This is a genomic window from Phenylobacterium sp., from assembly GCF_036677185.1.
GTDB lineage: Bacteria > Pseudomonadota > Alphaproteobacteria > Caulobacterales > Caulobacteraceae > Phenylobacterium.
In genome coordinates this window covers 47,717-67,545 of sequence record NZ_JAKFEN010000040.1, presented here as the reverse complement: position 1 = coordinate 67,545, position 19,829 = coordinate 47,717, and the positions used below count along the sequence as shown (strand labels likewise).

Genomic DNA, 19,829 nt, shown 5'->3' with positions numbered 1-19,829 from the left:
CCCGATGCCAGCGGATCTCGAACCTCAAGCCCCGACAACCGATTTGCGCGGCAATCGGGCGCAACGGGCCTCGCCCTCCTACACCCTGGCCGCGCTCGACCAGCCGTTCCTGCTGGGCGGCTCCATGCGCGGCGTGAGGTTCCTGCTCGAGTTCGCCAAGGCCGATGAAGCGCTTCGCGCCTGGGGCGTGAGATCCACGATCGTCGTCTTTGGCAGCGCGCGCATCAGCGACACGGGAAGCCCCGACCAGCGCCGATGGTATCAGGAGGCGCGGCGGTTCGGCCGGCTGGCGTCGGAAGAGGGCGGGGCGCTCCGGCCCGACGGTGGGCAGCGTGATAATGTCATCGCCACCGGAGGGGGGCCCGGCGCCATGGAGGCGGCCAATCGCGGCGCGGACGACGCCGGGGCTCCGTCCATCGGCTTCAACATCACCCTGCCGAAGGAGCAGGGCCCCAACGCCTACAGCACGCCGGACCTGACCTTCCGCTTCCACTACTTCGCCATGCGCAAGATGCACCTGGCGATGCGCGCCAACGCCCTGGTGGTGTTCCCGGGCGGTTTCGGGACGCTCGACGAGCTCTTCGAAATCCTGACCTTGCGCCAGACGGGAAAGAGTCCGCCCATCCCCGTGGTCCTGGTCGACCGGGCCTATTGGAACTCGGTGATCAATTTCGAGTCCTTGCTGGCCCACGGCATGATCGACGCGCCCAACCTCGACCTCTTCCACTTCGCCGAGACCGCCGAGGAGATCTGGGCGCGCCTGCTGGCGGAGGGCGTAAGGCCGGGCCGACGGGTGGCAGGGTGAACTGGCTCGTCATGCTCGCCACCGGGGTGATCTCCACATCGCCCGTTCCCGACCTGCGCGGGTTCCTCGATGGCCAGCAGCTCTACGAGCATTGCCGGCCGGATCCGGCGGACGACCTGGCGGATCTGCGGTCGGCTCTTTGCCTGGGCTACGTCGTCGGGTCTGCGGACCAGATCCTGGCCGCCGAGGCTGGCGCGCCCCCGCAACTCAGGACCTTCTGCCCTCCGGCGAACGTGACCGCCGAGGATCTGCGTGGGGCGGCGATGACCTTCCTCGCTCGTCACGCCGAGGCCCGAGGCGCGGCGGCCTCGACCGTGATGGCCGCGGCGCTCGCGGACGGCTTCGTGTGTGATCGCACCGCCCCGGGGACCGATTGACCTGCGCTGGCGCGGAAGGCCCGTTCGACCGCCGCCAACGCGCGCCATCCCAAGCTTTCTCATCCGCCCAACAGAAAACCCCGCATTGCGGCGGGTGGTGCGACGCGCTCTCTTGCGCGCAACGAAACACGGGATGGGAGACGCCACATGGCGAACGACAACACGGGCCTGCAACTGCGCTCACTGGTCAAGGCCAGCGGCGAACTTGAGCTATCTCTGGCGCGGGTGGCGATCCCGGAGCCGGCCGCCGACGAGGTCCTGGTCCGGGTCGAGGGCTCGCCCATCAACCCCTCCGACCTCGGCCTGCTGCTGGGCGCCGCCGACATGTCCACCGCCGTGGCGAGCGGTACGGCCGAGCAGCCGGTGGTCACCGCCAAGATCCCGGACGCCTTCATGCGCGCCATGGCCGGGCGGCTCGACGAGTCCATGCCGGTCGGCAATGAGGGCGCCGGCGTGGTCATCAAGGCCGGCGCCGACGCCCAACACCTGCTGGGCAAGACCGTCGCCATGCTGGGCGGCGCCATGTACGCGGAATACCGCTGCCTGAAAGCCGCCGACGTCCTGGTCCTGCCGCCGGGCGCCACGGCCGCCGACGGCGCCTCGTGCTTCGTCAACCCGCTCACCGCGCTCGGCATGGTCGAGACCATGCGTCGCGAGGGCCACACCGCCCTGGTCCATACCGCCGCGGCCTCCAACCTCGGCCAGATGCTGAACAAGATCTGCCTCGCCGAGGGGGTGGGCCTGGTCAATATCGTCCGCAGCCCGGAACAGGCGGCCATCCTGCAGGCCATCGGCGCCAAGCACGTGGTCGACTCCAGCGCGCCCAGCTTCATGGAGGACCTGATCAAGGCCCTGGTCGCCACCGGCGCGACCCTGGCCTTCGACGCCATCGGCGGCGGCAAGCTGGCCGGCCAGATCCTCAGCGGCATGGAGGCGGCCGCCAACCAGACCGCCACGACCTACAGCCGCTACGGCTCCTCGGTCCACAAGCAGGTCTATATCTATGGCGGCCTCGACACCCGGCCCACCGAGCTCAATCGCGGCTTCGGCATGGCCTGGGGGCTGGGCGGTTGGCTGTTGACCCCGTTCCTGATGAAGATCGGTCCCGAGGCGGCCCAGAAGCTGCGCGAGCGAGTCGCCGCCGAACTGAAGACCACCTTCGCCAGCCATTACTCGCATGAGGTGTCGCTGGCCGAGGCCCTCAACCCCGAAATAATCGCCGCCTATAATCGCCGTGCAACTGGAGAGAAGTACTTGATCAACCCTAGCAAGCGCTAGAGGGGCGGAGGCTGGCGCCACCGGTGTCGGCCTCCCGACATATTGACGCAGTTTTGGTGCGGCCCGGCGGTGGATTCGGCCAGGCGAGCGGGCGCAAACCCAAGCTCGGAAAGGCTTGGCTGCAACGAGTTTAACAATACGTCAAGATCGTGGCGACCCAGTGCGACGAACCGCCCCAAGGCGGCGGTTGGAATCGGAGGCTAGGTTCGGGCGACCTTCAGCCACCCCCCTAGCCTCAAGGTTCCGATGCCGAACTACTTGACGCAAGGCGAGGCCTTGCCCTTCCACACCCCCGTCGCCGCCGCCTACGCCGAGGTGCGGATTTGAGACTGCCGCCAGACCAGGAGCCGCGCCGTCCGCGCGTTCGCCAGCTCCAAGACGAGCTCGGCAAGGCCAGGGCGCAGATCGACGTCCTGCTCACTCAGCTCCGCGCCGTGCATATCGAGGCGATCGAGGTGGCCCCCTGGATGGTGGGCCTACGACCGCAGGAGATCGCGATCATCGCGGCGCTCAAGGGCGCCTTTCCGCGGCTGCTCGACGTCTACTCGCTCGACGAGGCCCTGCCGCGGCTGGACGACGTCGCCGACCGCACTCTATCGGGCGTGCACGTGGTCATCCACGGGATCCGCCGGAAGCTGGGCGCCGACGCGATCGAGACGGTCCGCGGCTTCGGCTGGCGGCTGTCGGCCGAGTTCGCGGCGCGCCTCAAGACCCTGGAGACCAGCCGCTCCTTCGATCCGCCCCAGACCCAAGCCACGCCCCAAACCACGCCCCAGGCCAAGACCGCCCGAGGTTGAAGCTGTCGCACGCGGAACTAGAGTCGCCGCTCGGCGCTTCAAACCGGGGGGACTCGTCGACGCGAGCTGTCGATTCCCATGTTCCCCAGGGGGCGAGGGGGATTGAGATGGGCGTCATGCAGTCGCCGGAGCCGTCGGAGACCGAGGCGCGCCTGGCCGCGGTGCTGGAAAGCGTCAGCGACGGCTTCTACGCCCTGGATCGCGACTGGCGCTACGTGCTCTTCAACCGCGCCGCCGAGCGTTACTTCAACGTTTCCAGCAAGGCCTTGCTGGGCAAGGTCATGTGGGATGTCTTCCCGCAAGGCCGCGGCACGCCGTTCGAGCACGCCTGCGCGGCGGCCATGGACAAGGCGGAGACCACCGTCTTCGAAACGCCCTCGCGCCTGCGGCCCGACCGTGTGGTGGAGTTGCGGATCGCGCCCATGCACGGCGGCGGAATCGCCGTCACCCTGACCGACATCACCGACCGCAAGCGCAATGAAGCCGCCCGCGAGCTGCTGATGCGCGAGGTCGACCACCGGGCGCGCAACATGCTGGCGGTGGTCCAGTCGATCATGCAGTTGACCCGCGCCGGCGATGTCGCGCGCTACAAGCAGATCGTCATGGGCCGGGTCAGTGCGCTCGCCCGCGCCCAGCGGACGCTCGCCAGCCGCCGCTGGGAGGGAGCCCTGGTGGCCGACGTCCTGGCCGAGGAGCTCGCCACGGTGGGCAAGGCCGACGCCTATCACCTACGGGGCCCCGCGGTGGTGCTATCGCCCCAGCAGGTTCAACCCTTCAGCATGGTCGTCCACGAGTTGGCCACCAACGCCAGCAAGTACGGGGCGTTCGGGGCCGAGGCCGGGGAGGTCCATGTGGACTGGGCCCTGGAAGACGACAAGGTCGTGCGGGTGGTCTGGCGCGAGATCGGCGGACCGCTGGTGCGCGCCCCGACGCGCAAGGGGTTCGGCTCCAAGCTGATCTCCGACCTCGCCCGCCAGCTCGGCGGCTCGGCAAGCTTCGACTGGACCGAGGGCGGCCTCAGATTCGAACTGACCGTGGCGCTCTAGGCGTACGAAAAACCCGGACGCCGCGAGGCGCCCGGGTTTCGTCGATCGGTCTTGCGGTTGGTCCTAGGCCAGGATCGCCGTCGCGCGGCGGCGACGCAGCATGGCGCCGCTCAGGCCGAAGCCCGTGATCATCATCGCCCAGGTGGCGGGCTCTGGGACCACGCCGCCCGTGATCAGGTTGTCCCAGCGGACGCTGTAGTTCGCGCCCTCCTGCGTATTGTGCGCTTGCAGGATGACATTGCCGAGGTCGGCGCTGCCGTTGGCGTCCACCAGCAGGGTCTTGTCGCCGACCTGATAGAGCCAGTTGTCGCCCTGCAGCGAGATGCTGAGCGTCGCCCAGGTCCCGTAGGCGAAGCCGGTCGGCACGCCAAAGGTGACATAGGAGGCGCCGTTCCAGCCCTGGAAACCGTCCGTGCCATGGAACGAGATGATCGGATAGGAGGTGAGCGCGTCCGCCCCGTCGAAGGCCGTGCCCCAGAAGCCGGCCATGCGGCGGCTTTCGCTGGCCCAGGTGCTGTCGATATAAAGCTCGATGCTCATGGACGTGGCGCCGTCGGCCAGGTCGAGCTTGCGGCCCTGGGTGTTGTAGAAGGAGCTGCTGAAGGCGGCCGGACGATTGCTCGCGCTGTCGGCCGCGCTGATGTCGACCTCCAGGACCTGGCGCCCGTCGAACGCCACGCCGCTGTCGAAGCCGGCCGGCGCGTAGCGGTCCGTGTACCAGGTGTCCGCCGCCTGAGTCGGGCCGGTGAGCACCGGGCCGTCGAAGTTCTCAGACGCCTGGACCTGACCGGCCAGGAAGGCCGCGCCCGCCATCGCGGCCGCGAAGGATAGGATGCGTGTCTGCACGGATAGCCCCTGACTTGCTGAAACCGATAAGCTTGGGAGACGCTCTCGCACTCAGAGCGGACAGCAGGCGAACGGCCCAGACTCGGCCCCTAGCCACCCACCAGCTATCCGTGTGTTAACACTCGTTAAGAGTCAATCGCGCTCGCCCGCCAAGGGAGATGCGATCACCCCTTCAGGACGAGCGGCAGTCCCGCCACGACCATCACCACCTGGTCGGCCGCCGCGGCCACCGCCTGATGCATCCAGCCGGCCTGGTCGCGGAACCGTCGGGCCAGCGCATTGTCGGGCACGATGCCCTGGCCGACCTCGTTGGAGATCACGAACAGCTCCGCGGGGCTGGCCCTCAGCGCCAGGCCGAGCTCGGCCACGGCCGCGCCGAGGTCGGCCTCGTCCAGCATCAGGTTGGTCAGCCAGAGCGTCAGGCAGTCGATCACCGCCACCTCGCCGGACCTCAACTCGCGCACCGCCGCCGCCAGCTCCCGCGGCGCTTCGACGGTCGCCCAGGCGCCGCCGCGCTCGGCCCGGTGGCGGGCGATGCGCTCGGCCATTTCGGCGTCCAGGGCCTCGGCCGTGGCGACCATCACGCGCCGCTCCGCCGGCCGTTTTCCTGCTTCCGTAAGGGCATATGAAGTCTTGCCGGATCGGGCGCCGCCGAGGACCAGGGTCAGGCTCATGACGATTGACGCTCCGCATGGCAGAGCCTAATGGCGGCCCTGCGACAGGTTCCCCGCGAGGGGATTAATAGGGAACTCAGGTGAGATACCTGGGCTGTCCCCGCAACTGTGAGCGGCGAGCCCGCGCGTCATTAGCCACTGGACATCTGTCTGGGAAGGCGGCGCGCAACGGCTGTGACCCGTGAGCCAGGAGACCTGCCTGACGCGGTCGTCCTTCGTCCGGCCGGTGGAGCCGTACGAACGGGGAGTATTCCCGAGAGACGACGTCCGTTGGTCCGCGTGCAAGCGCGGGCTCGTCGTCACGTGTCAGGGGGAAACCCGAATGAAGACCCTATTGCTATCCACCACCGCGCTGCTGTGCGGCCTGTCCACCGGCGCGCTCGCCCAGGTCGGCCCCATCGCCGCGGCCAGCGTCAGCGAACTGATCGTCACCGCCAACCGCTCGCCCCAGCAGGCCGACCGGGTCGGCCAGAGCGTCACGGTCCTCGACGCCGGGGACATCGCCTCCAGCCAGGTCGCCGACGTCTCCACCCTGCTGGCCCAGACCCCCGGCGTCAGCGTCTCGCGCAACGGCGGGATCGGGGGCGCGACCTCGCTGCGCATCCGCGGGGCCGAAACCGACCAGACCGTGGTCGTGGTCGACGGGGTGAAGTTGAACGACCCGTCCCAGGCCGGCGGCGGTTACAACTTCGCCAATATGCTGGCCGGTGACATCGAGCGCATCGAGATCCTGCGCGGGGCCCAGTCGACCCTGTGGGGCAGCCAGGCCATCGGCGGTGTGGTCAACATCATCACCGCCCAGGCGGTCGAGCCCTTCGAGGGCTCGGTCCAGCTCGAGGCCGGCGCTCGGGGCACGGCCTATGCCCGCGCCGCGCTGGGCGGCAAGGGCGAGCGCCTCGCCTGGCGGCTGGCCGCCGGCCGCTACAACACCGATGGCGACTCCGCCTATCGCCGGGGGTCCGAGACGGACGGCTACGAGAACACCGGCGTCAGCGGGCGCGCCGAGATCCAGGCCACCGACAACCTGTCGTTCGACCTGCGCGCGGTCTATTCCAGGGGGAAGAACAACTTCGACGGCTTTCCGGCGCCGGCCTTCACCTTCAACGACACTCCCGAATACGGGACCACCGAGGACTTCGTCGGCTACGCCGCGGTCAATTTCGACCTGTTGGACGGCGCCCTGAAGAACCGTGTCGCCTACGGCTACACCCGCACCGACCGCCAGAACCTCAATCCCGACCAGGCGGTCACGCCGGTCACCTTCGACGCCCGCGGCGAGAACCGGCGCTGGGAGTACCAGGGCGTCTGGACGATCAGCGAGGCCTGGACCGCAACCTTCGGCGCCGAGACCGAGGACGCGAAGATGCGCACGGTCTCGCCCAGCGCGTTCTCGCCCAACCCGCCCCCGGTGCGCGGCAAGGCGGGCATCGACGGGGTCTACGCTCAGGTCCAGGGCGAGGTGATCGATGGCCTCACCCTCACCGCCGGTCTGCGCCGCGACAGCCACGACACCTTCGGCGACCAGACGCTGGGCCAGCTCGCCGCGGCCTGGTCGCTCAATGACGGCGACACCATCCTGCGCGCCAGCTTCGGCCAGGGCTTCAAGGCTCCGACCCTGTTCCAGCTCTATAGCGACTTCGGCAACCTGGCCCTGGCGCCCGAGGAGGCCGACGGCTGGGACGCCGGGATCGAGCATCGCTTCGCCGACCGCTTCCGGGCCTCGGCCACCTGGTTCCAGCGCGAGACCGAGAACCAGATCGACTTCTTCTCCTGCACGGCGGCCACCACCAATCCGCTCTGTTTCCGCAACGGGGTCCGCCGCTCCGGCGTCTACAACAACACCGCGCGCACCAAGGCCCACGGTGTGGAGCTGGAGGGCTCGGCCGATCTCGGCCCGCTGCAACTCAGCGCCAACTACACCTGGACCGACACCGAGAACGCCTCGCCCGGTAACGTGAACCGCGGCAAGCGCCTCACCCGCCGGCCCGAGCGCCAGGCCAATATCCAGGCCACCTACACCTGGGGGAACGACGCCGCGCTCACCGGCGCCATCCGCTATGTGGGCGACAGCTTCGACAATGTCGGCAACACCTATGTCCTGCAGAGCTACACCCTGCTGGACCTGCGGGCGTCCTATCCCCTGACCGAGGCGCTGGAGGTCTATGGCCGGGTCGAGAACGCCTTCGACGACGAGTATGAGACCACCCGCAACTACAGCTCCCCCGGGCGAGGGGCCTATGTCGGTGTCCGCGCCCGGTTCTGACCTGGCCGCGGAGGTCTTCCTCCGCCACGGCGGCCGGCTGGCCGCGGCGAAGCGCGCCTTTCCGGACGCGCCCACGCCCTGGCTCGACCTGTCGACCGGGATCAACCCGCGTCCCTGGAAGGGGGCGCGGGCGACCCCCGCCGATCTGGCGCGGCTGCCCGATCCCGAGGCGGTCGCGGCCCTGGAGGCCGCCGCCGCCGGCGCTTTCGGGGTCGCTCCCGACCGGGTCGCCGCCACGCCCGGCGCCGAGGCGGGGCTGCGCGCCCTGCCGAGGCTGCTGGACGCCCGGTCGGTCGCCGTGGTCTCGCCCGCCTATGGCGGCCACGCCGAGGCCTGGCGGCTGGCCGGGGCCAAGATCGAGGCGATTTCGGCCGGCCAGATAGCCGCGACCGATGCCGAGGCGGTGGTTGTGGTCAATCCGAACAATCCCGACGGCGCCCGCCACGAGAGCCTGGCGGCGGGCGACCGCTGGCTGATCGTCGATGAGTCCTTCGGCGAGACCGCGCCGGAACTCAGTGTCGCGTCCCAGGCCGGCGGGCGGCTGGTCGTCCTGCGCTCCTTCGGCAAGTTCTACGGCCTGGCCGGGGTGCGCCTGGGCTTCGTGATCGCCGAACCGGACCTGACCGCCCGGGTGCGCGCCCAGTTCGGCGACTGGCCGGTGGCCGCCGAGGCCATAACCGCCGGGACCGCCGCCTATGCCGACGTCGCCTGGCGCGAGCGCACGATCCGTCGCCTGGCCCGCGACGCCGCCCGCCTGGACGCGATGCTCACCGCCGCCGGCTTCGAGATTCTGGGCGGGACGTCGCTCTTCCGTCTGACCTCCGCGCCCGACGCAAAGGCCCGCTTCACCCGCCTGGCCGAGCAGGGCGTGCTCACCCGCCCCTTTCCCGATCAACCGACCTGGCTCAGGTTCGGTCTGCCCAAGACCTGGTCGCGGCTCGCCGCGGCGTTGGAGGCCCTATGACCACGCCCGAAGACGACAAGAACGCCGCCCACCGCCAGGCGATGAAGGTCCTGAAGGCCGAGCGCGAGGCCCTGATGGCCACCAAGACCGACCAAGCGCCGGGCCTGTTGCTCGTCCACACCGGCGACGGCAAGGGCAAGTCCACCGCCGCCTTCGGCATGGTCGCCCGTGCGCTCGGCTGGGGCCAGAAGGTCGGCATCGTGCAGTACATCAAGGGCAAGTGGGTCACCGGCGAGCGCCAGTTCTTCAAGCGCTTTCCCGATGAGGTCCGCTACGAGGTGATGGGGGAGGGGTTCACCTGGGACACCCAGGATCGGGCCCGCGACATCGCCGCCGCTGAGGCCGCCTGGACCGTCTCCCTGGAGATGCTGGCCGACCCCAAGCTCGATCTCGTGCTGTTCGACGAGCTCAACATCGCCCTGCGCTATGACTATCTGGACATCGACCAGGTCGTGGCCGACCTGGAAGCCCGCCCGCGCGACAAGCACGTGGTCATCACCGGCCGCAACGCCAAGCCGCAGCTGCTGGCCATCGCCGACCTGGTCACCGAGATGACCCTGGTCAAGCATCCCTTCGATCAGGGGATCAAGGCCCAGCGCGGGATCGACTTTTGAGCTGGATGCTGACCCGCAGGTCGGCGCTCGCCGCCGGGGCCGTCGTCGCCCTGGGCGGGGCGGGGCGGGCGACGCCGCGCCGCATCGTCTCGCTCAATCCCTGCCTGGACGTGATCCTGGTCCATGTGGCCGACCGCGCCCAGATCGCCGCGCTCAGCCACTATTCCCGCGACCCGCTCTCCTCAAGCGTCCCGGCCTTCGGGGCCAGCTTCCCCATCACCTACGAGACCGCCGAGGAGGTGGTCGCCCTGCGCCCCGACCTGGTGCTGGCGGCGCGCCATTCGTCGCCCGCCACCCGCGCCGCTCTGGCGCGGCTCGGCATTCCCGCCGAGCTGTTCTCGGTGCCGGAAAACGTTGAGGACAGCCTCCGCCAGGTGGCCCAGGTCGCCGACGCGGCTGGCCGGCCGGCTCGCGGCCAGGCCCTGGTCGCCCGCATCCGCAAGGCCATAGCCGACGCCGCCCCGCCGCCCGGCCAGCCGCGGCTGAGCGCCCTGATCTACCAGTCGAACGGCTTCGCCTCGGCGCCGGGCACCCTGGTGGACGAGATGATGCGTCGCGCCGGCTTCGTGAACGCCGCCACCCGCTATGGCCTGACCCGCACGGGCAATGTGCCTCTGGAGCAGCTGATCGCCGATCCGCCCGACGTCCTACTGGCCGGCCGCGCCAAGCCCGGCGCGCCGAGCTGGGCCGACCGGGTCCTGACCCATCCGGCCCTGGCCCGGGTGGCGCATCGCATGCACCGCGCCGACTTTCCGCAGCGGCTGATGTTCTGCGGCGGCCCCGTCCTGATCGAGACCGCCAGGATGATGGCCCTGGCGCGGACCCAGGCCCTGGAGGCCCGGGGATGAGGCGCCTGACCATCCTCACCGCCCTCGTCGCCCTCGGGATCGTCCTGTCCCTGGTCAGCATGGCCGCCGGCCGGGTCTGGGTGCCGCTCAGCGACTGGACCGACCCCGGCGATCCGCGCTGGGCCATCGTGTTCGAGCTGCGCTTGCCCCGCACCCTGCTCTGCGTCGCGGTCGGCGCGGCGCTTGGCATGTCGGGAGCAGCCATGCAGGGCTACACCCGCAATCCCCTGGCCGATCCCGGCGCGCTCGGCGTCTCGTCCATGGCCGCCTTGGGAGCTGTCCTCACCCTCTATCTTGGGGCCGGCGCCTCCCAGCCCTGGGTGATCGCCGCGGCCGCCATGGCCGGGGCCCTGATCGCCGTCCTGCTGCTGCTGGGGCTCTCCGGCTCGGCCTCCAGCATCGTCACCTTCATCCTCGCCGGGGTGATCCTGCAGACCGTGGCTGGAGCCGGCGTGGCCCTGGCGCTCAGCCTGGCCCCCAATCCGTGGGCGGTGAACGAGATCGTCAACTGGCTGATGGGGTCGCTGGCCGACCGCAGCATGGCCGAGGTCCAGATGGCCCTGCCGCTGATCGCCGTGGGCTGTGGCCTGCTGCTGCTGATCGGCCGCGGCCTCGACGCCCTCACCCTCGGCGAGACCGGGGCCCGCTCGCTGGGGATCAACATGACCGCCACCCGCTGGCTACTGGCCATCGGCGTCGCGCTCACGGCCGGAGCCAGCGTGGCGGTGACCGGGGTCATCGGCTTCGTGGGCCTGATCGTGCCCCATCTGCTGCGGCCCCTGGTGGGCGCGCGGCCCGGCGGCCTGCTGATTCCCAGCGCTATCGGCGGGGCGGTCCTGGTCCTGGCCGCCGACATCGCCGTGCGCCTGACGCCCGCCGCCGGCGAGGTGAAGCTGGGCGTGGCCATGGCGGTGCTGGGCGGGCCGTTCTTCTTCGCCCTGCTGCTCTCCCTGCGAAAGAGGATCGCATGAGCCGGCTCAGCGCCCATGCGGTCAGCGTCCGGCTCGGCGACAAGCTGGCGGTCGACGATGTCGCCGCCGGCTTCGAGGCCGGCACGGTCACCGCCATCCTCGGCCCCAACGGCGCGGGCAAGTCGACCCTGCTGGCCTGCCTGGCCGGCCTGCGCAAGCCGCTGTCGGGTCAGGTGCGCCTGGACGACGCCGAGCTGCTCGCCATGGCCCCCCGCGCCCGGGCCCGGCGCATCGGCTTCATCCCCCAGACGCCGGAGATCGCCTGGGCGGTGGAGGCCCGCATCCTGGTCGGCCTCGGCCGCACCCCCTTCATTGGCGCCAGCGGTCTCTCCCTGGAGGACGCCGCGGCCATCGACCGGGCCATGGCCGCCGCCGGGGTCGAGGCCCTGGCTGAGCGCGACGTCACCACGCTCTCGGGCGGCGAGAGGGGCCGGGTGCTGATCGCCCGCGCCCTGGCCGGCGACCCCGAATGGCTGCTGGCCGATGAGCCGCTCACCGGCCTCGACCCCGGCCATCAGCTCGACGCCGGAGCCCTGTTCCGCGCCATGGCCCACGATCAAGGCCGCGGCGTGGTGCTCACCCTGCACGACCTGTCGCTGGCCGCCCGCATCGCCGACCGCATCGTGGTGATGGCGGAGGGGAGGATCCTGGCCGACGGCCCGCCTGGCGAGGCCCTGTCGCCCGCCGTCCTGGCCGCCGCCTATGACATCGAGGCCCGCTATGTGAGCGGCGCCTCGGGTCCGCTGATCGAGATCGTCGGGCGTGGCCGCTGACCCCTGGCTGGTGCTGGGCGCCGCGGCCGTCGAGGCGGCCGTCGGCTATCCGCGGCGCCTGCACGCGGTGATCCCCCATCCGGTCGCCTGGATCGGCGGGGCGCTGAGCAGCCTCGACCGGACGCTGAACCGGGGCGGGGAGGTCCGACGCCGGCTGGCCGGGATCGCCACCCTGCTGATCGTGGCGGGCGCGGCGGGCGCTGCCGGCTTCGCCCTCGACCGGGTCATGACCGGCTGGGGCCTGGTCCTCGCGGCCCTGATTGGCAGCCTCGGCCTCGCCGCCCGCAGCCTCCACGATCATGTCGCCGCCGTGCGTAACGCTCTCGACGCCGACGACCTGGAAGCCGCCCGCGCCGCCGTCGGCATGATCGTCGGCCGCGACACCGTCGGCCTCGACCGCGAGGGGACGGCCGCCGCGGCCCTGGAGAGCCTGGCCGAGAGCTTCAACGACGGGGTGGTCGCGCCGCTGTTCTGGTTCCTGGTCGGCGGCCTGGCGGGCCTCTTCGCCTACAAGGCCGTCAACACCGCCGACAGCGTCATCGGCCACCGCGAGGAACCCTACCGTTGCTTTGGCTGGGCCGCGGCGCGCACCGACGACCTGATGAACCTGATCCCGGCCCGCCTCGCCGGCGCCCTGATCGCCCTGGTCGCCGGGCGGGGCGGGGTGACCATGCTCCGCGACGCGCCTAAGCACGCCTCGCCCAACGCCGGCTGGCCCGAGGCCGCCATGGCCGGCGCCCTCCGCATCCGGCTGGGCGGACCGGCGACCTATGACGGCGTCCTCCACCAGCGCCCGACCTTCGGCGACGGTCCACCGCCCTTGCCGCTGGACCTGACCCGCGGGCTTGGGCTCTATCTGCGCGCCTGCGGCCTCTTGGCCGCTGGTCTCGCCCTGGGAGGCTTCGCATGGCCGCGCTGATGATCCAGGGCTGCGGCTCCGACGTGGGCAAGTCCGTGCTGGTGGCCGGCCTCTGCCGGCTGTTTTGCAATCGCGGCCTGACCGTGCGGCCTTTCAAGCCGCAGAACATGTCCAACAACGCCGCCGTCACCGTCGACGGCGGCGAGATCGGCCGCGCCCAGGCGCTGCAGGCCGCAGCCTGCCGCACCCCGGCCACCATCCACATGAACCCGGTGCTGCTGAAGCCCCAGAGCGACGTCGGCGCCCAGCTGGTGGTGCGCGGCAAGATGGCGGGCACGTGGCAGGCCCGCGCCTATCAGGACCGCAAGGCCGGCCTGCTGGACGTGGTGCTGGAGAGCTTCCGCAGCCTCGAGGCCGAGTGTGACCTGGTCATAATCGAAGGCGCCGGCAGCCCGGCGGAGACCAACCTCAGAGCCGGCGACATTGCAAACATGGGCTTCGCCCGCGCCGCCCAGGTTCCCGTTGTGCTGGTGGGCGACATCGACCGGGGCCATGTCATCGCCGCCCTGGTCGGCGCCCACGCCGTGCTCGATGCGGAGGACCGCGACATGATCGCCGGCTTCCTGATCAACAAGTTCCGCGGCGATCCCAGCCTGTTCGCCGACGGCCGCGCCGAGATCGTCCGCCGCACCGGCTGGGCCGACTGTGGCATGGCCCCCTGGCTGGCCGCCGCCCGGCGCCTGCCTGCCGAGGACGCCGTGGTCCTGGACCATCTGGCGCCCGGCGCAAGACGCCGGGTCAAGATCGTCGCCCCCATGTTCTCGCGTATCGCCAATTTCGACGAGTTCGACCCCCTGCGCACCGAGCCTGAGGTGGACTTCGCCTTCGTGCCGCCGGGCACGCCCCTGCCGGGGGACGCCGATCTGGTGATCCTGCCCGGGACCAAGGCGACCCTGGGCGATCTCGCCTTCCTGCGCGCCCAGGGCTGGGACATCGACCTCGCCGCCCATGTCCGGCGCGGCGGCCGGGTGCTGGGGGTCTGCGGCGGCTTCCAGATGCTGGGACGCTCGATCGCCGACCCCCTGGGCGTCGAGGGGCCGCCGGGCGAGGCCGCGGGCCTGGGTCTGCTGGACGTCGCCACCACCCTGACCGACGACAAGGTTCTGACCCCCACCGCGGGGCGCCTCGCCGCCGGCGGCCGCTTCGAGGGCTACGAGATCCATGTGGGCCGGACGTCGGGCGCCGACCTCGCCCGCCCCCTGCTGGTCCGCGACGACGGGACGTGCGACGGCGCGATCTCCCCCGACGGCCGGATCATGGGCGCCTACGTCCATGGCCTGTTCGGCCTGGGCGAGGCCAGGACGGCCCTGCTGGCGCCCCTGGGCGCGACCTCCGACGGCGTCGACGAAACCGCCAGGGTCGACGCCGCCCTCGACGAGATCGCCTTGGCCCTGGAGCAGGCCTTCGATATCGACCGTCTGGCGGCCATCGCCGGCCTGGAGCCCCGACCGTGACCCTGTTGCCCGACATCGCCCCCCTCGATCGCGGCCAGGAGGGCGTCCTGCGCGCCCTGCTGGACGGCAAGGCCAAGCCGCTCGGCGCGCTGGGTCGCATTGAGGATCTGGCCGTCCAGCTGGCGTTGATCGCCGGCCGGGCCGACCCTCCGACCGACCGCGCCCTGCTGCTGGTCTTCGCCGGCGACCACGGCCTGACGGAGTCCGGGGTCTCGGCCTATCCCTCGGCGGTGACCGTGGCCATGGTCGCCACCCTGCTGGCCGGCCGAGCCACCGCCAACGCCTTCGCCCGGGTGGCGGGCGCGGAGCTGCGGGTGGTGGACGCCGGAGTCGCCGCCGACCTCGCTCCGCATCCGGCCCTGATCTTCGCCAAGGTCCGCAAGGGCTCGCGCAACGCCGCCCTGGGGCCCGCGCTCTCCGCCGACGAGGTGGACTCCGCCCTGGCCCGGGGCGCGGCCATCGCCCGCGAGGCCGCCGCCGAGGGCTTCGACGTGCTGGCGCTGGGCGAGATGGGCATAGGCAACTCGGCCTCCGCCGCCCTGCTGGTCCACCGCCTGGCGCCGGCGCCCCTGGCCGCTTGCGTGGGGCCCGGCGCCGGTCACGACGCCGCGGGCCTGGCGCGCAAGCTCGCTGTCCTGGAACAGGCCGCCGCCCGGACCGACGCCGTCGCCCCCCGCGAGATCCTGGCTCAGTTCGGCGGGTTGGAGATCGTCATGATGGCCGGCGCTGTCCTCGGCGCGGCGGCGGCCCGCCGTCCGGTGCTGATCGACGGCTTCATCTGCGGGGCCGCGGCCCTCGCCGCCATCCGCCTGGTTCCCGCCGCCGCCGACTACTGCGTCTGGGCCCATCGTTCCGCCGAGCCCGGTCACATCGCCATGCTGGCGGCGACGGACGCCCGGCCGTTGCTCGACCTCGGCCTGCGGCTGGGGGAGGGGACCGGCAGCCTGCTGGCCCTACCCCTGGTCCGCGCCGCCGCGGCCCTGCTCAGGGAAGTGGCCAGCCTCGAAGACGTCCTGGCCGGAAGGCTGTGAGATGAGCCGCGAGCTGCAGCTCTTCCTCTGCGCCGTCCAGTTCCTCACCCGGCTGCCCACGCCCCGGCTGAAGGGCTTCGAGCCCGACTGGGTCTCGCGCGGCGCCCGCTACTTCCCCCTGGTCGGTCTGCTGGTCGGCGGCGCCTGCGCCCTCGTCTTCTGGGCCGCCTCCCAGGTCTGGAGCGGCTGGCTTCCCGCGATCCTGGCGATCACCACCGGCGTGTTGATCACCGGCGCCTTCCACGAGGACGGCCTGGCCGACACCGCCGACGGCCTGGGCGGCGGGGCCGACCCCGCCAAACGGCTGGCGATCATGAAGGACAGCCGGATCGGGACCTACGGCGCCCTGGCCCTCGGTCTTGGCCTGGCCCTGAAGGCCGCGGCGCTGGCCACCCTGCCGGCGGGCCTGGGCGCCTGGGCGCTGATCGCCGCCCACGGGACCGGGCGCGGCGCGTCCGTGATCGTCATGCGCCTGCTGCCCTATGTCGGCGCGCCCAGAGCGTCGAAATGGAAGGCGGCGCCCGTCGGCCTCTCGCTCGGCGAGATGTTGATCGCGCTGGTCTTCGCCGGCCTGCCCCTGGCGCTTTCGCCGGACGGGGTGGTGGTCCAGGGCCTCCTGCTGGCCTCGCTGCTCGCCCTGGGCCTGGCGCTCATCGCCCGTCGCCTGCTCGGCGGATACACGGGAGACGTGTTGGGAGCGGTCGAGCAGGTCTTCGAAATCGGCTTCCTGCTGGGGGTCTCGGCGGCCTTCGCCCTGGCCGCCGCTCCACGCACCGGGGGGTGAAAAATTCGCGTGAGACGCGAGTTATTCAACCTTCACCATATAAAAAACGGGCGATGGGCGCCAATTCCTGCGATAACTGTTACCTCGGCGACGGACGCGCGCCGCGGAACGCGTATTACTAGGCCTGCTTTCAAACGCTGGGGGGCGTTGACCGCAATGAGCGACGAGCAGGCCGATACGCGCACGGCGGCGGAATTACGCCACCGCATGGCAAACACGTTTCAGTTGATGTCCGCCTTGGCGCGAATGCGCGGCCAGAGGGCCAGCGAACCCGAGGCGCGACGCCAACTCGTCTGGATGGCCGACGCCATCGGCTCGCTCGGCGCCCTGGAGCGCCACCGGCAGGAGGCGGGGGTCGACTTCGCCGCCTATCTCGCCGACATGACCCCGGTCTGGCAGCGGCGGCAGGGGACGCGGCCCGCCGAGATCCAGCTGTCCTGCGCCCAGTTGCACGTCTCCGACCAGGCGGCCTCGACGCTCGCGCTCATCGCCCAGGAGCTGGTCGCCAACGCCCTGGCTCACGGCTATCCGGACGCCCGCGCCGGGGTGGTCAAGGTCGGCCTCAGGCGCCTGGACGACGATCGTTGCGAGCTCACCGTGGCGGACGACGGCCAGGGTTTCGATCCGGCCGCGCCCGGCGCCCGCGAGCGGTTCGGCCTGTGGTTCGTGCGCAGCCTGGCGGCCCAGGTGCGCGGTGAGTTCGCGCTGGATTGCCGGGCCGGCGTCGTCGCCCGCCTGGTCTTCTCGCTCTAGCCGCGGACCCGGTCGACGGACGGCTGCGGCAGCAGGCGCTCATAGTTGCGCCGCACCACCTCGTAGCACTCGCATGACACGGCCTCGAGGCCTTCGCGGCTGATGATGTCCACAACCCCACGGCGATAGCGGATGTAACCCTTCTCCTGCAAGGCGCGGGCGACGGCGGTGACCGTGGTCCTCTGCACCCCCAGCATGTCGGCCAGGAACTCCTGGGTCAGGGCCACCGTGTCGCTGGTGATGCGATCGTGGCAGGTCAGCAGCCAGCGGCAGAACCGCGCCTCGACCGAGTGCAGGGCGTTGCAGGCCACCGACTGCACGGCATGGCCGAACAGGGCCTCGGTGTGCATGTCCACCATCTCGCGGATCTTGGCGCTCTTCTGCCAGGCTTCGTGCAACTGGCTCGCCCCGATGCGGGCGGCCCGGGTCGGGGTCTGGACGATGGCCCGCGACAGCGACTGGCGGGGCGACACCGCTCCCATCAATCCCAGGGCTCCTTCGCGCCCGATGGTTGCGCTCTCGATGGCCGCGCCGTTCTCCATCAGGGTCATCAGCGAGATGACGCCGTCGTGCGGGAAATAGGCCGTATCGACCCGGTCTCCCGGCTCGTACAGCAGACGTCCTCGTTCCAGATCCACCTGGGTAAGATGCGGCGCCACCAGCCTGTAGTCTTCAGGGGGCAGGGCCGAGAGCAAGCGATTTTGCACCGAGATCAGGGGCCTTTGCATCGGGGAATCGGAACGCAGCCATATGGCTTGGGTTGCAAGTTATCGACGCTGCTCCGCAAAGACTGTCGAGAACTCGACACAAATGCGATGTCTGCTCCGCAAAAGCAGAATTGGCTCACCAAAAGCAGCGAAGACCTTGCCCATGGTCCCGGCGGGCAAATATTCTCGACAAGTCGACGCAAGTATATCTGCGGCGCCGAAATTCCCGGCGTGAGATTCCACTGCTGACCTTGAGGCGGTGATCTTACGACTTCGAGCGCGACGATGCGTCGCAGAATCGCCTCAATCCAGCGCGGGTGGGGGCTGGCGCCTCAGTGGAAGTGCAGGTTCGCGCGTCCGCCCAGGTGTGGTTCGTGGCGGGTCGCGTTGGCCAGGGCGATCTCCCAGACGAACTTCACCGGCCCGCCCCGGGAGATCCAGACATCGGCGTCCTCGCAGGCCATCTTCAGCAGGGTGAGCTTCGGATCGGACTTACCCTGTGGGTACCAGGCGGCGACGACGGCGTTCCAGTACTTGTCGATCCGGGCCTGGTCGTGCTGCACGGTCAGCTGGCCGCAGATGCAGGCCTGCACGTCGCGCTGCTGGAAGACGAACATCGCCTTGTGACCCGCGCCTACGTGCTGGGCCAGGTCGCTGTCGGACCTGGTGAAGAACCAGATCTCCTCGGTCTCGCGTTCGACGAAGGCGGTCATCGGCTGGGTGTGGTGGGCCAATCGGCCGACCACGCCCAACATCCCGACCTGATGGCGTTCGATCTCTTCCCACAACCGGCGCTCTATGGCGACGCGGTCGTTCATATCGATGCTCATGACGGCTCCTGGGTTAGGTGCGCTAACACCTCAACCCTTGAGCCGCCATGGAGTTCCGAGCTGGACCGTAGGCCTAGTTGCGCGGCGTGATGAAGGCCGAGGAGACCCAGCCGCGATTGCCGTTCTCGTCATCGACTTCCCACCAGATGCCGTTCTTCTGGCCGGTGGGATAGACCAGCTCGCCGACCGCGAAGGAACGGACGGCTCCGGCCTGCGGCGAGGGCGACTTGCGCAGCACCACCGCCGACTTGGCGGTGTAGGCCTGGATGCCGGCGTTGGCCGAGGCCTGGGCGCCGGTGGCCACCTGGCCCTGCTGCATGTAGCGGACCAGGTCGATGAAGGCGTTGAAATAGGCCGCCGTGATCACCTTGCCGATGTCGGTGTTGGCGTAGCCGCCGCCGGCCGCCGCGGCAAAGCCGGTGGTGCCGAAACCGCCGCCGCCGCCGCCGAAGCTGATGTCGGTCTTCTGGGCCACGCCCTCGGCCACATAGACCTGCTCGGTGGTCCGCGCGTCGACCAGGGTGATCAGCGCCTGGGCCTGGGCCTTCTTGGTGCGCAGGCCGCCGGCCAGCGAGCCGAAGCCGCCCGGCAGCAGCGAGCCGGCGATGGCCCCGATGGCCGCCCCGCCGGTGTTGGAGTCCGAATTGGCGATGTCGGGGATGATGAAGTAGTCGGCCGAGGCCACCTGGCCCTTGCCGATGTTCGAGCCGCGGCGCAGATCGCCCGAGGCGCCCAGCGCCGCCTCGCTGTTGCGCATGGCCAGTCCCGCGTTGCGGTCGACGATCCGCAGGCAGTTGGAGCGGGCGGCGAACAACTTCAGCAGGGCTTCCGGATTGGAGAGCCCCAGCTCGGTCCACCAGCGGTTGGCCGGTTCTTGCACCGCCGCCGTGCCCAGCGGACGGTCGCAGCGCGGCAGCTCGGGGGTCGCTGCGTTCTTGGGCTGCTTCTTGTCCATGCCGAACTGGGCGCTCGCGGGGGTCGAAATCGCGAGCGTGGCGACGAGGCTCATGGCCAAGGTTGTCGTAAAGGTCTTGCGCATCTTGCCCCTCATGGATTCTTACGTTCGGGCGAGCCTAGTCCCCCAGGTATCGCCGA

21 protein-coding genes and 1 riboswitch are annotated in these 19,829 nt (G+C 70.6%); of the genes, 16 read left to right on the top strand and 5 right to left on the bottom strand.

The features are described from left to right. Positions 1 to 4 precede the first annotated feature (4 nt). The 5 genes from V6M51_RS20765 (at position 5) to V6M51_RS20745 (ending at position 4,303) form a co-directional block, all read left to right on the top strand. On the top strand, positions 5 to 805 hold the full coding sequence (locus V6M51_RS20765) for an LOG family protein (protein WP_332770147.1): 801 nt from the start codon (positions 5 to 7) through the stop codon (positions 803 to 805). After that, positions 802 to 1,182, top strand: coding sequence for a Rap1a/Tai family immunity protein (locus V6M51_RS20760; protein ID WP_332770146.1), 381 nt, complete (start codon positions 802 to 804; stop codon positions 1,180 to 1,182). Before V6M51_RS20765 ends, V6M51_RS20760 begins: the two co-directional genes overlap by 4 nt. Positions 1,183 to 1,329: 147 nt before the next feature. Continuing rightward, positions 1,330 to 2,460, top strand: a complete 1,131-nt coding sequence (locus V6M51_RS20755; RefSeq protein ID WP_332770145.1) for a zinc-binding dehydrogenase — start codon at positions 1,330 to 1,332, stop codon at positions 2,458 to 2,460. A 323-nt stretch (positions 2,461 to 2,783) separates the two neighbouring features. After that, positions 2,784 to 3,257: a hypothetical protein gene (locus V6M51_RS20750; protein ID WP_332770144.1), complete on the top strand. Its 474-nt coding sequence runs from the start codon at positions 2,784 to 2,786 to the stop codon at positions 3,255 to 3,257. 116 nt (positions 3,258 to 3,373) lie between these two features. Then, the gene (locus V6M51_RS20745) at positions 3,374 to 4,303 is read left to right on the top strand and encodes a sensor histidine kinase (RefSeq protein ID WP_332770143.1); all 930 of its coding nucleotides are present in this window, start codon (positions 3,374 to 3,376) and stop codon (positions 4,301 to 4,303) included. 63 nt (positions 4,304 to 4,366) lie between these two features. On the opposite strand, the gene V6M51_RS20740 is transcribed toward V6M51_RS20745, so the two are convergent. Further along, positions 4,367 to 5,149 (bottom strand): PEPxxWA-CTERM sorting domain-containing protein, encoded by a 783-nt coding sequence (locus V6M51_RS20740; protein ID WP_332770142.1) that lies wholly within the window; start codon positions 5,147 to 5,149, stop codon positions 4,367 to 4,369. A 164-nt stretch (positions 5,150 to 5,313) separates the two neighbouring features. Continuing rightward, positions 5,314 to 5,823 carry a bifunctional adenosylcobinamide kinase/adenosylcobinamide-phosphate guanylyltransferase gene (gene cobU / locus V6M51_RS20735; protein WP_332770141.1) on the bottom strand — a complete coding sequence of 170 codons (510 nt, stop codon included), beginning with the start codon at positions 5,821 to 5,823 and terminating at the stop codon, positions 5,314 to 5,316. Between the two features lie 29 nt (positions 5,824 to 5,852). Beyond that, positions 5,853 to 6,040: riboswitch (cobalamin riboswitch) on the top strand. Between the two features lie 105 nt (positions 6,041 to 6,145). On the opposite strand from cobU, the gene V6M51_RS20730 reads away from it, so the two are divergent. The 11 genes from V6M51_RS20730 (at position 6,146) to V6M51_RS20680 (ending at position 17,197) form a co-directional block, all read left to right on the top strand. Then, on the top strand, positions 6,146 to 8,086 hold the full coding sequence (locus tag V6M51_RS20730) for a TonB-dependent receptor plug domain-containing protein (protein ID WP_332770140.1): 1,941 nt from the start codon (positions 6,146 to 6,148) through the stop codon (positions 8,084 to 8,086). Continuing rightward, entirely contained in the window at positions 8,061 to 9,050 is a 990-nt protein-coding gene (locus V6M51_RS20725; RefSeq protein ID WP_332770139.1) for an aminotransferase class I/II-fold pyridoxal phosphate-dependent enzyme, read from the top strand. Before V6M51_RS20730 ends, V6M51_RS20725 begins: the two co-directional genes overlap by 26 nt. Continuing rightward, the gene (gene cobO / locus V6M51_RS20720; protein ID WP_332770138.1) at positions 9,047 to 9,664 is read left to right on the top strand and encodes a cob(I)yrinic acid a,c-diamide adenosyltransferase; all 618 of its coding nucleotides are present in this window, start codon (positions 9,047 to 9,049) and stop codon (positions 9,662 to 9,664) included. The genes V6M51_RS20725 and cobO overlap by 4 nt, the downstream gene beginning before the upstream one ends. A 5-nt stretch (positions 9,665 to 9,669) precedes the next feature. Continuing rightward, positions 9,670 to 10,512, top strand: a complete 843-nt coding sequence (locus V6M51_RS20715; RefSeq protein ID WP_332770317.1) for an ABC transporter substrate-binding protein — start codon at positions 9,670 to 9,672, stop codon at positions 10,510 to 10,512. Further along, on the top strand, positions 10,509 to 11,483 hold the full coding sequence (locus V6M51_RS20710) for a FecCD family ABC transporter permease (RefSeq protein ID WP_332770137.1): 975 nt from the start codon (positions 10,509 to 10,511) through the stop codon (positions 11,481 to 11,483). Before V6M51_RS20715 ends, V6M51_RS20710 begins: the two co-directional genes overlap by 4 nt. Next, positions 11,480 to 12,256, top strand: a complete 777-nt coding sequence (locus V6M51_RS20705) for an ABC transporter ATP-binding protein (protein ID WP_332770136.1) — start codon at positions 11,480 to 11,482, stop codon at positions 12,254 to 12,256. Before V6M51_RS20710 ends, V6M51_RS20705 begins: the two co-directional genes overlap by 4 nt. After that, positions 12,246 to 13,175 (top strand): adenosylcobinamide-phosphate synthase CbiB, encoded by a 930-nt coding sequence (cbiB, locus tag V6M51_RS20700; protein ID WP_332770135.1) that lies wholly within the window; start codon positions 12,246 to 12,248, stop codon positions 13,173 to 13,175. Before V6M51_RS20705 ends, cbiB begins: the two co-directional genes overlap by 11 nt. Beyond that, positions 13,163 to 14,629 carry a cobyric acid synthase gene (locus tag V6M51_RS20695; RefSeq protein ID WP_332770134.1) on the top strand — a complete coding sequence of 489 codons (1,467 nt, stop codon included), beginning with the start codon at positions 13,163 to 13,165 and terminating at the stop codon, positions 14,627 to 14,629. Before cbiB ends, V6M51_RS20695 begins: the two co-directional genes overlap by 13 nt. Then, entirely contained in the window at positions 14,626 to 15,660 is a 1,035-nt protein-coding gene (gene cobT, locus V6M51_RS20690; protein ID WP_332770133.1) for a nicotinate-nucleotide--dimethylbenzimidazole phosphoribosyltransferase, read from the top strand. Before V6M51_RS20695 ends, cobT begins: the two co-directional genes overlap by 4 nt. Before the next feature lies 1 nt (position 15,661). Then, positions 15,662 to 16,444, top strand: a complete 783-nt coding sequence (gene cobS / locus V6M51_RS20685; RefSeq protein WP_332770132.1) for an adenosylcobinamide-GDP ribazoletransferase — start codon at positions 15,662 to 15,664, stop codon at positions 16,442 to 16,444. Between the two features lie 156 nt (positions 16,445 to 16,600). Further along, positions 16,601 to 17,197 (top strand): sensor histidine kinase, encoded by a 597-nt coding sequence (locus tag V6M51_RS20680; RefSeq protein WP_332770131.1) that lies wholly within the window; start codon positions 16,601 to 16,603, stop codon positions 17,195 to 17,197. On the opposite strand, the gene V6M51_RS20675 is transcribed toward V6M51_RS20680, so the two are convergent. The 3 genes from V6M51_RS20675 to V6M51_RS20665 all read right to left on the bottom strand — a co-directional run bounded on the left by V6M51_RS20675 (position 17,194) and on the right by V6M51_RS20665 (position 19,773). Next, the gene (locus V6M51_RS20675) at positions 17,194 to 17,925 is read right to left on the bottom strand and encodes a Crp/Fnr family transcriptional regulator (protein ID WP_332770130.1); all 732 of its coding nucleotides are present in this window, start codon (positions 17,923 to 17,925) and stop codon (positions 17,194 to 17,196) included. The two genes, V6M51_RS20680 and V6M51_RS20675, sit on opposite strands and share 4 nt — an antisense overlap. A gap of 311 nt (positions 17,926 to 18,236) precedes the next feature. Next, positions 18,237 to 18,734 carry a pyridoxamine 5'-phosphate oxidase family protein gene (locus V6M51_RS20670; protein ID WP_332770129.1) on the bottom strand — a complete coding sequence of 166 codons (498 nt, stop codon included), beginning with the start codon at positions 18,732 to 18,734 and terminating at the stop codon, positions 18,237 to 18,239. A gap of 73 nt (positions 18,735 to 18,807) precedes the next feature. Beyond that, positions 18,808 to 19,773 (bottom strand): CsgG/HfaB family protein, encoded by a 966-nt coding sequence (locus tag V6M51_RS20665; protein WP_332770128.1) that lies wholly within the window; start codon positions 19,771 to 19,773, stop codon positions 18,808 to 18,810. Positions 19,774 to 19,829: the final 56 nt, after the last annotated feature.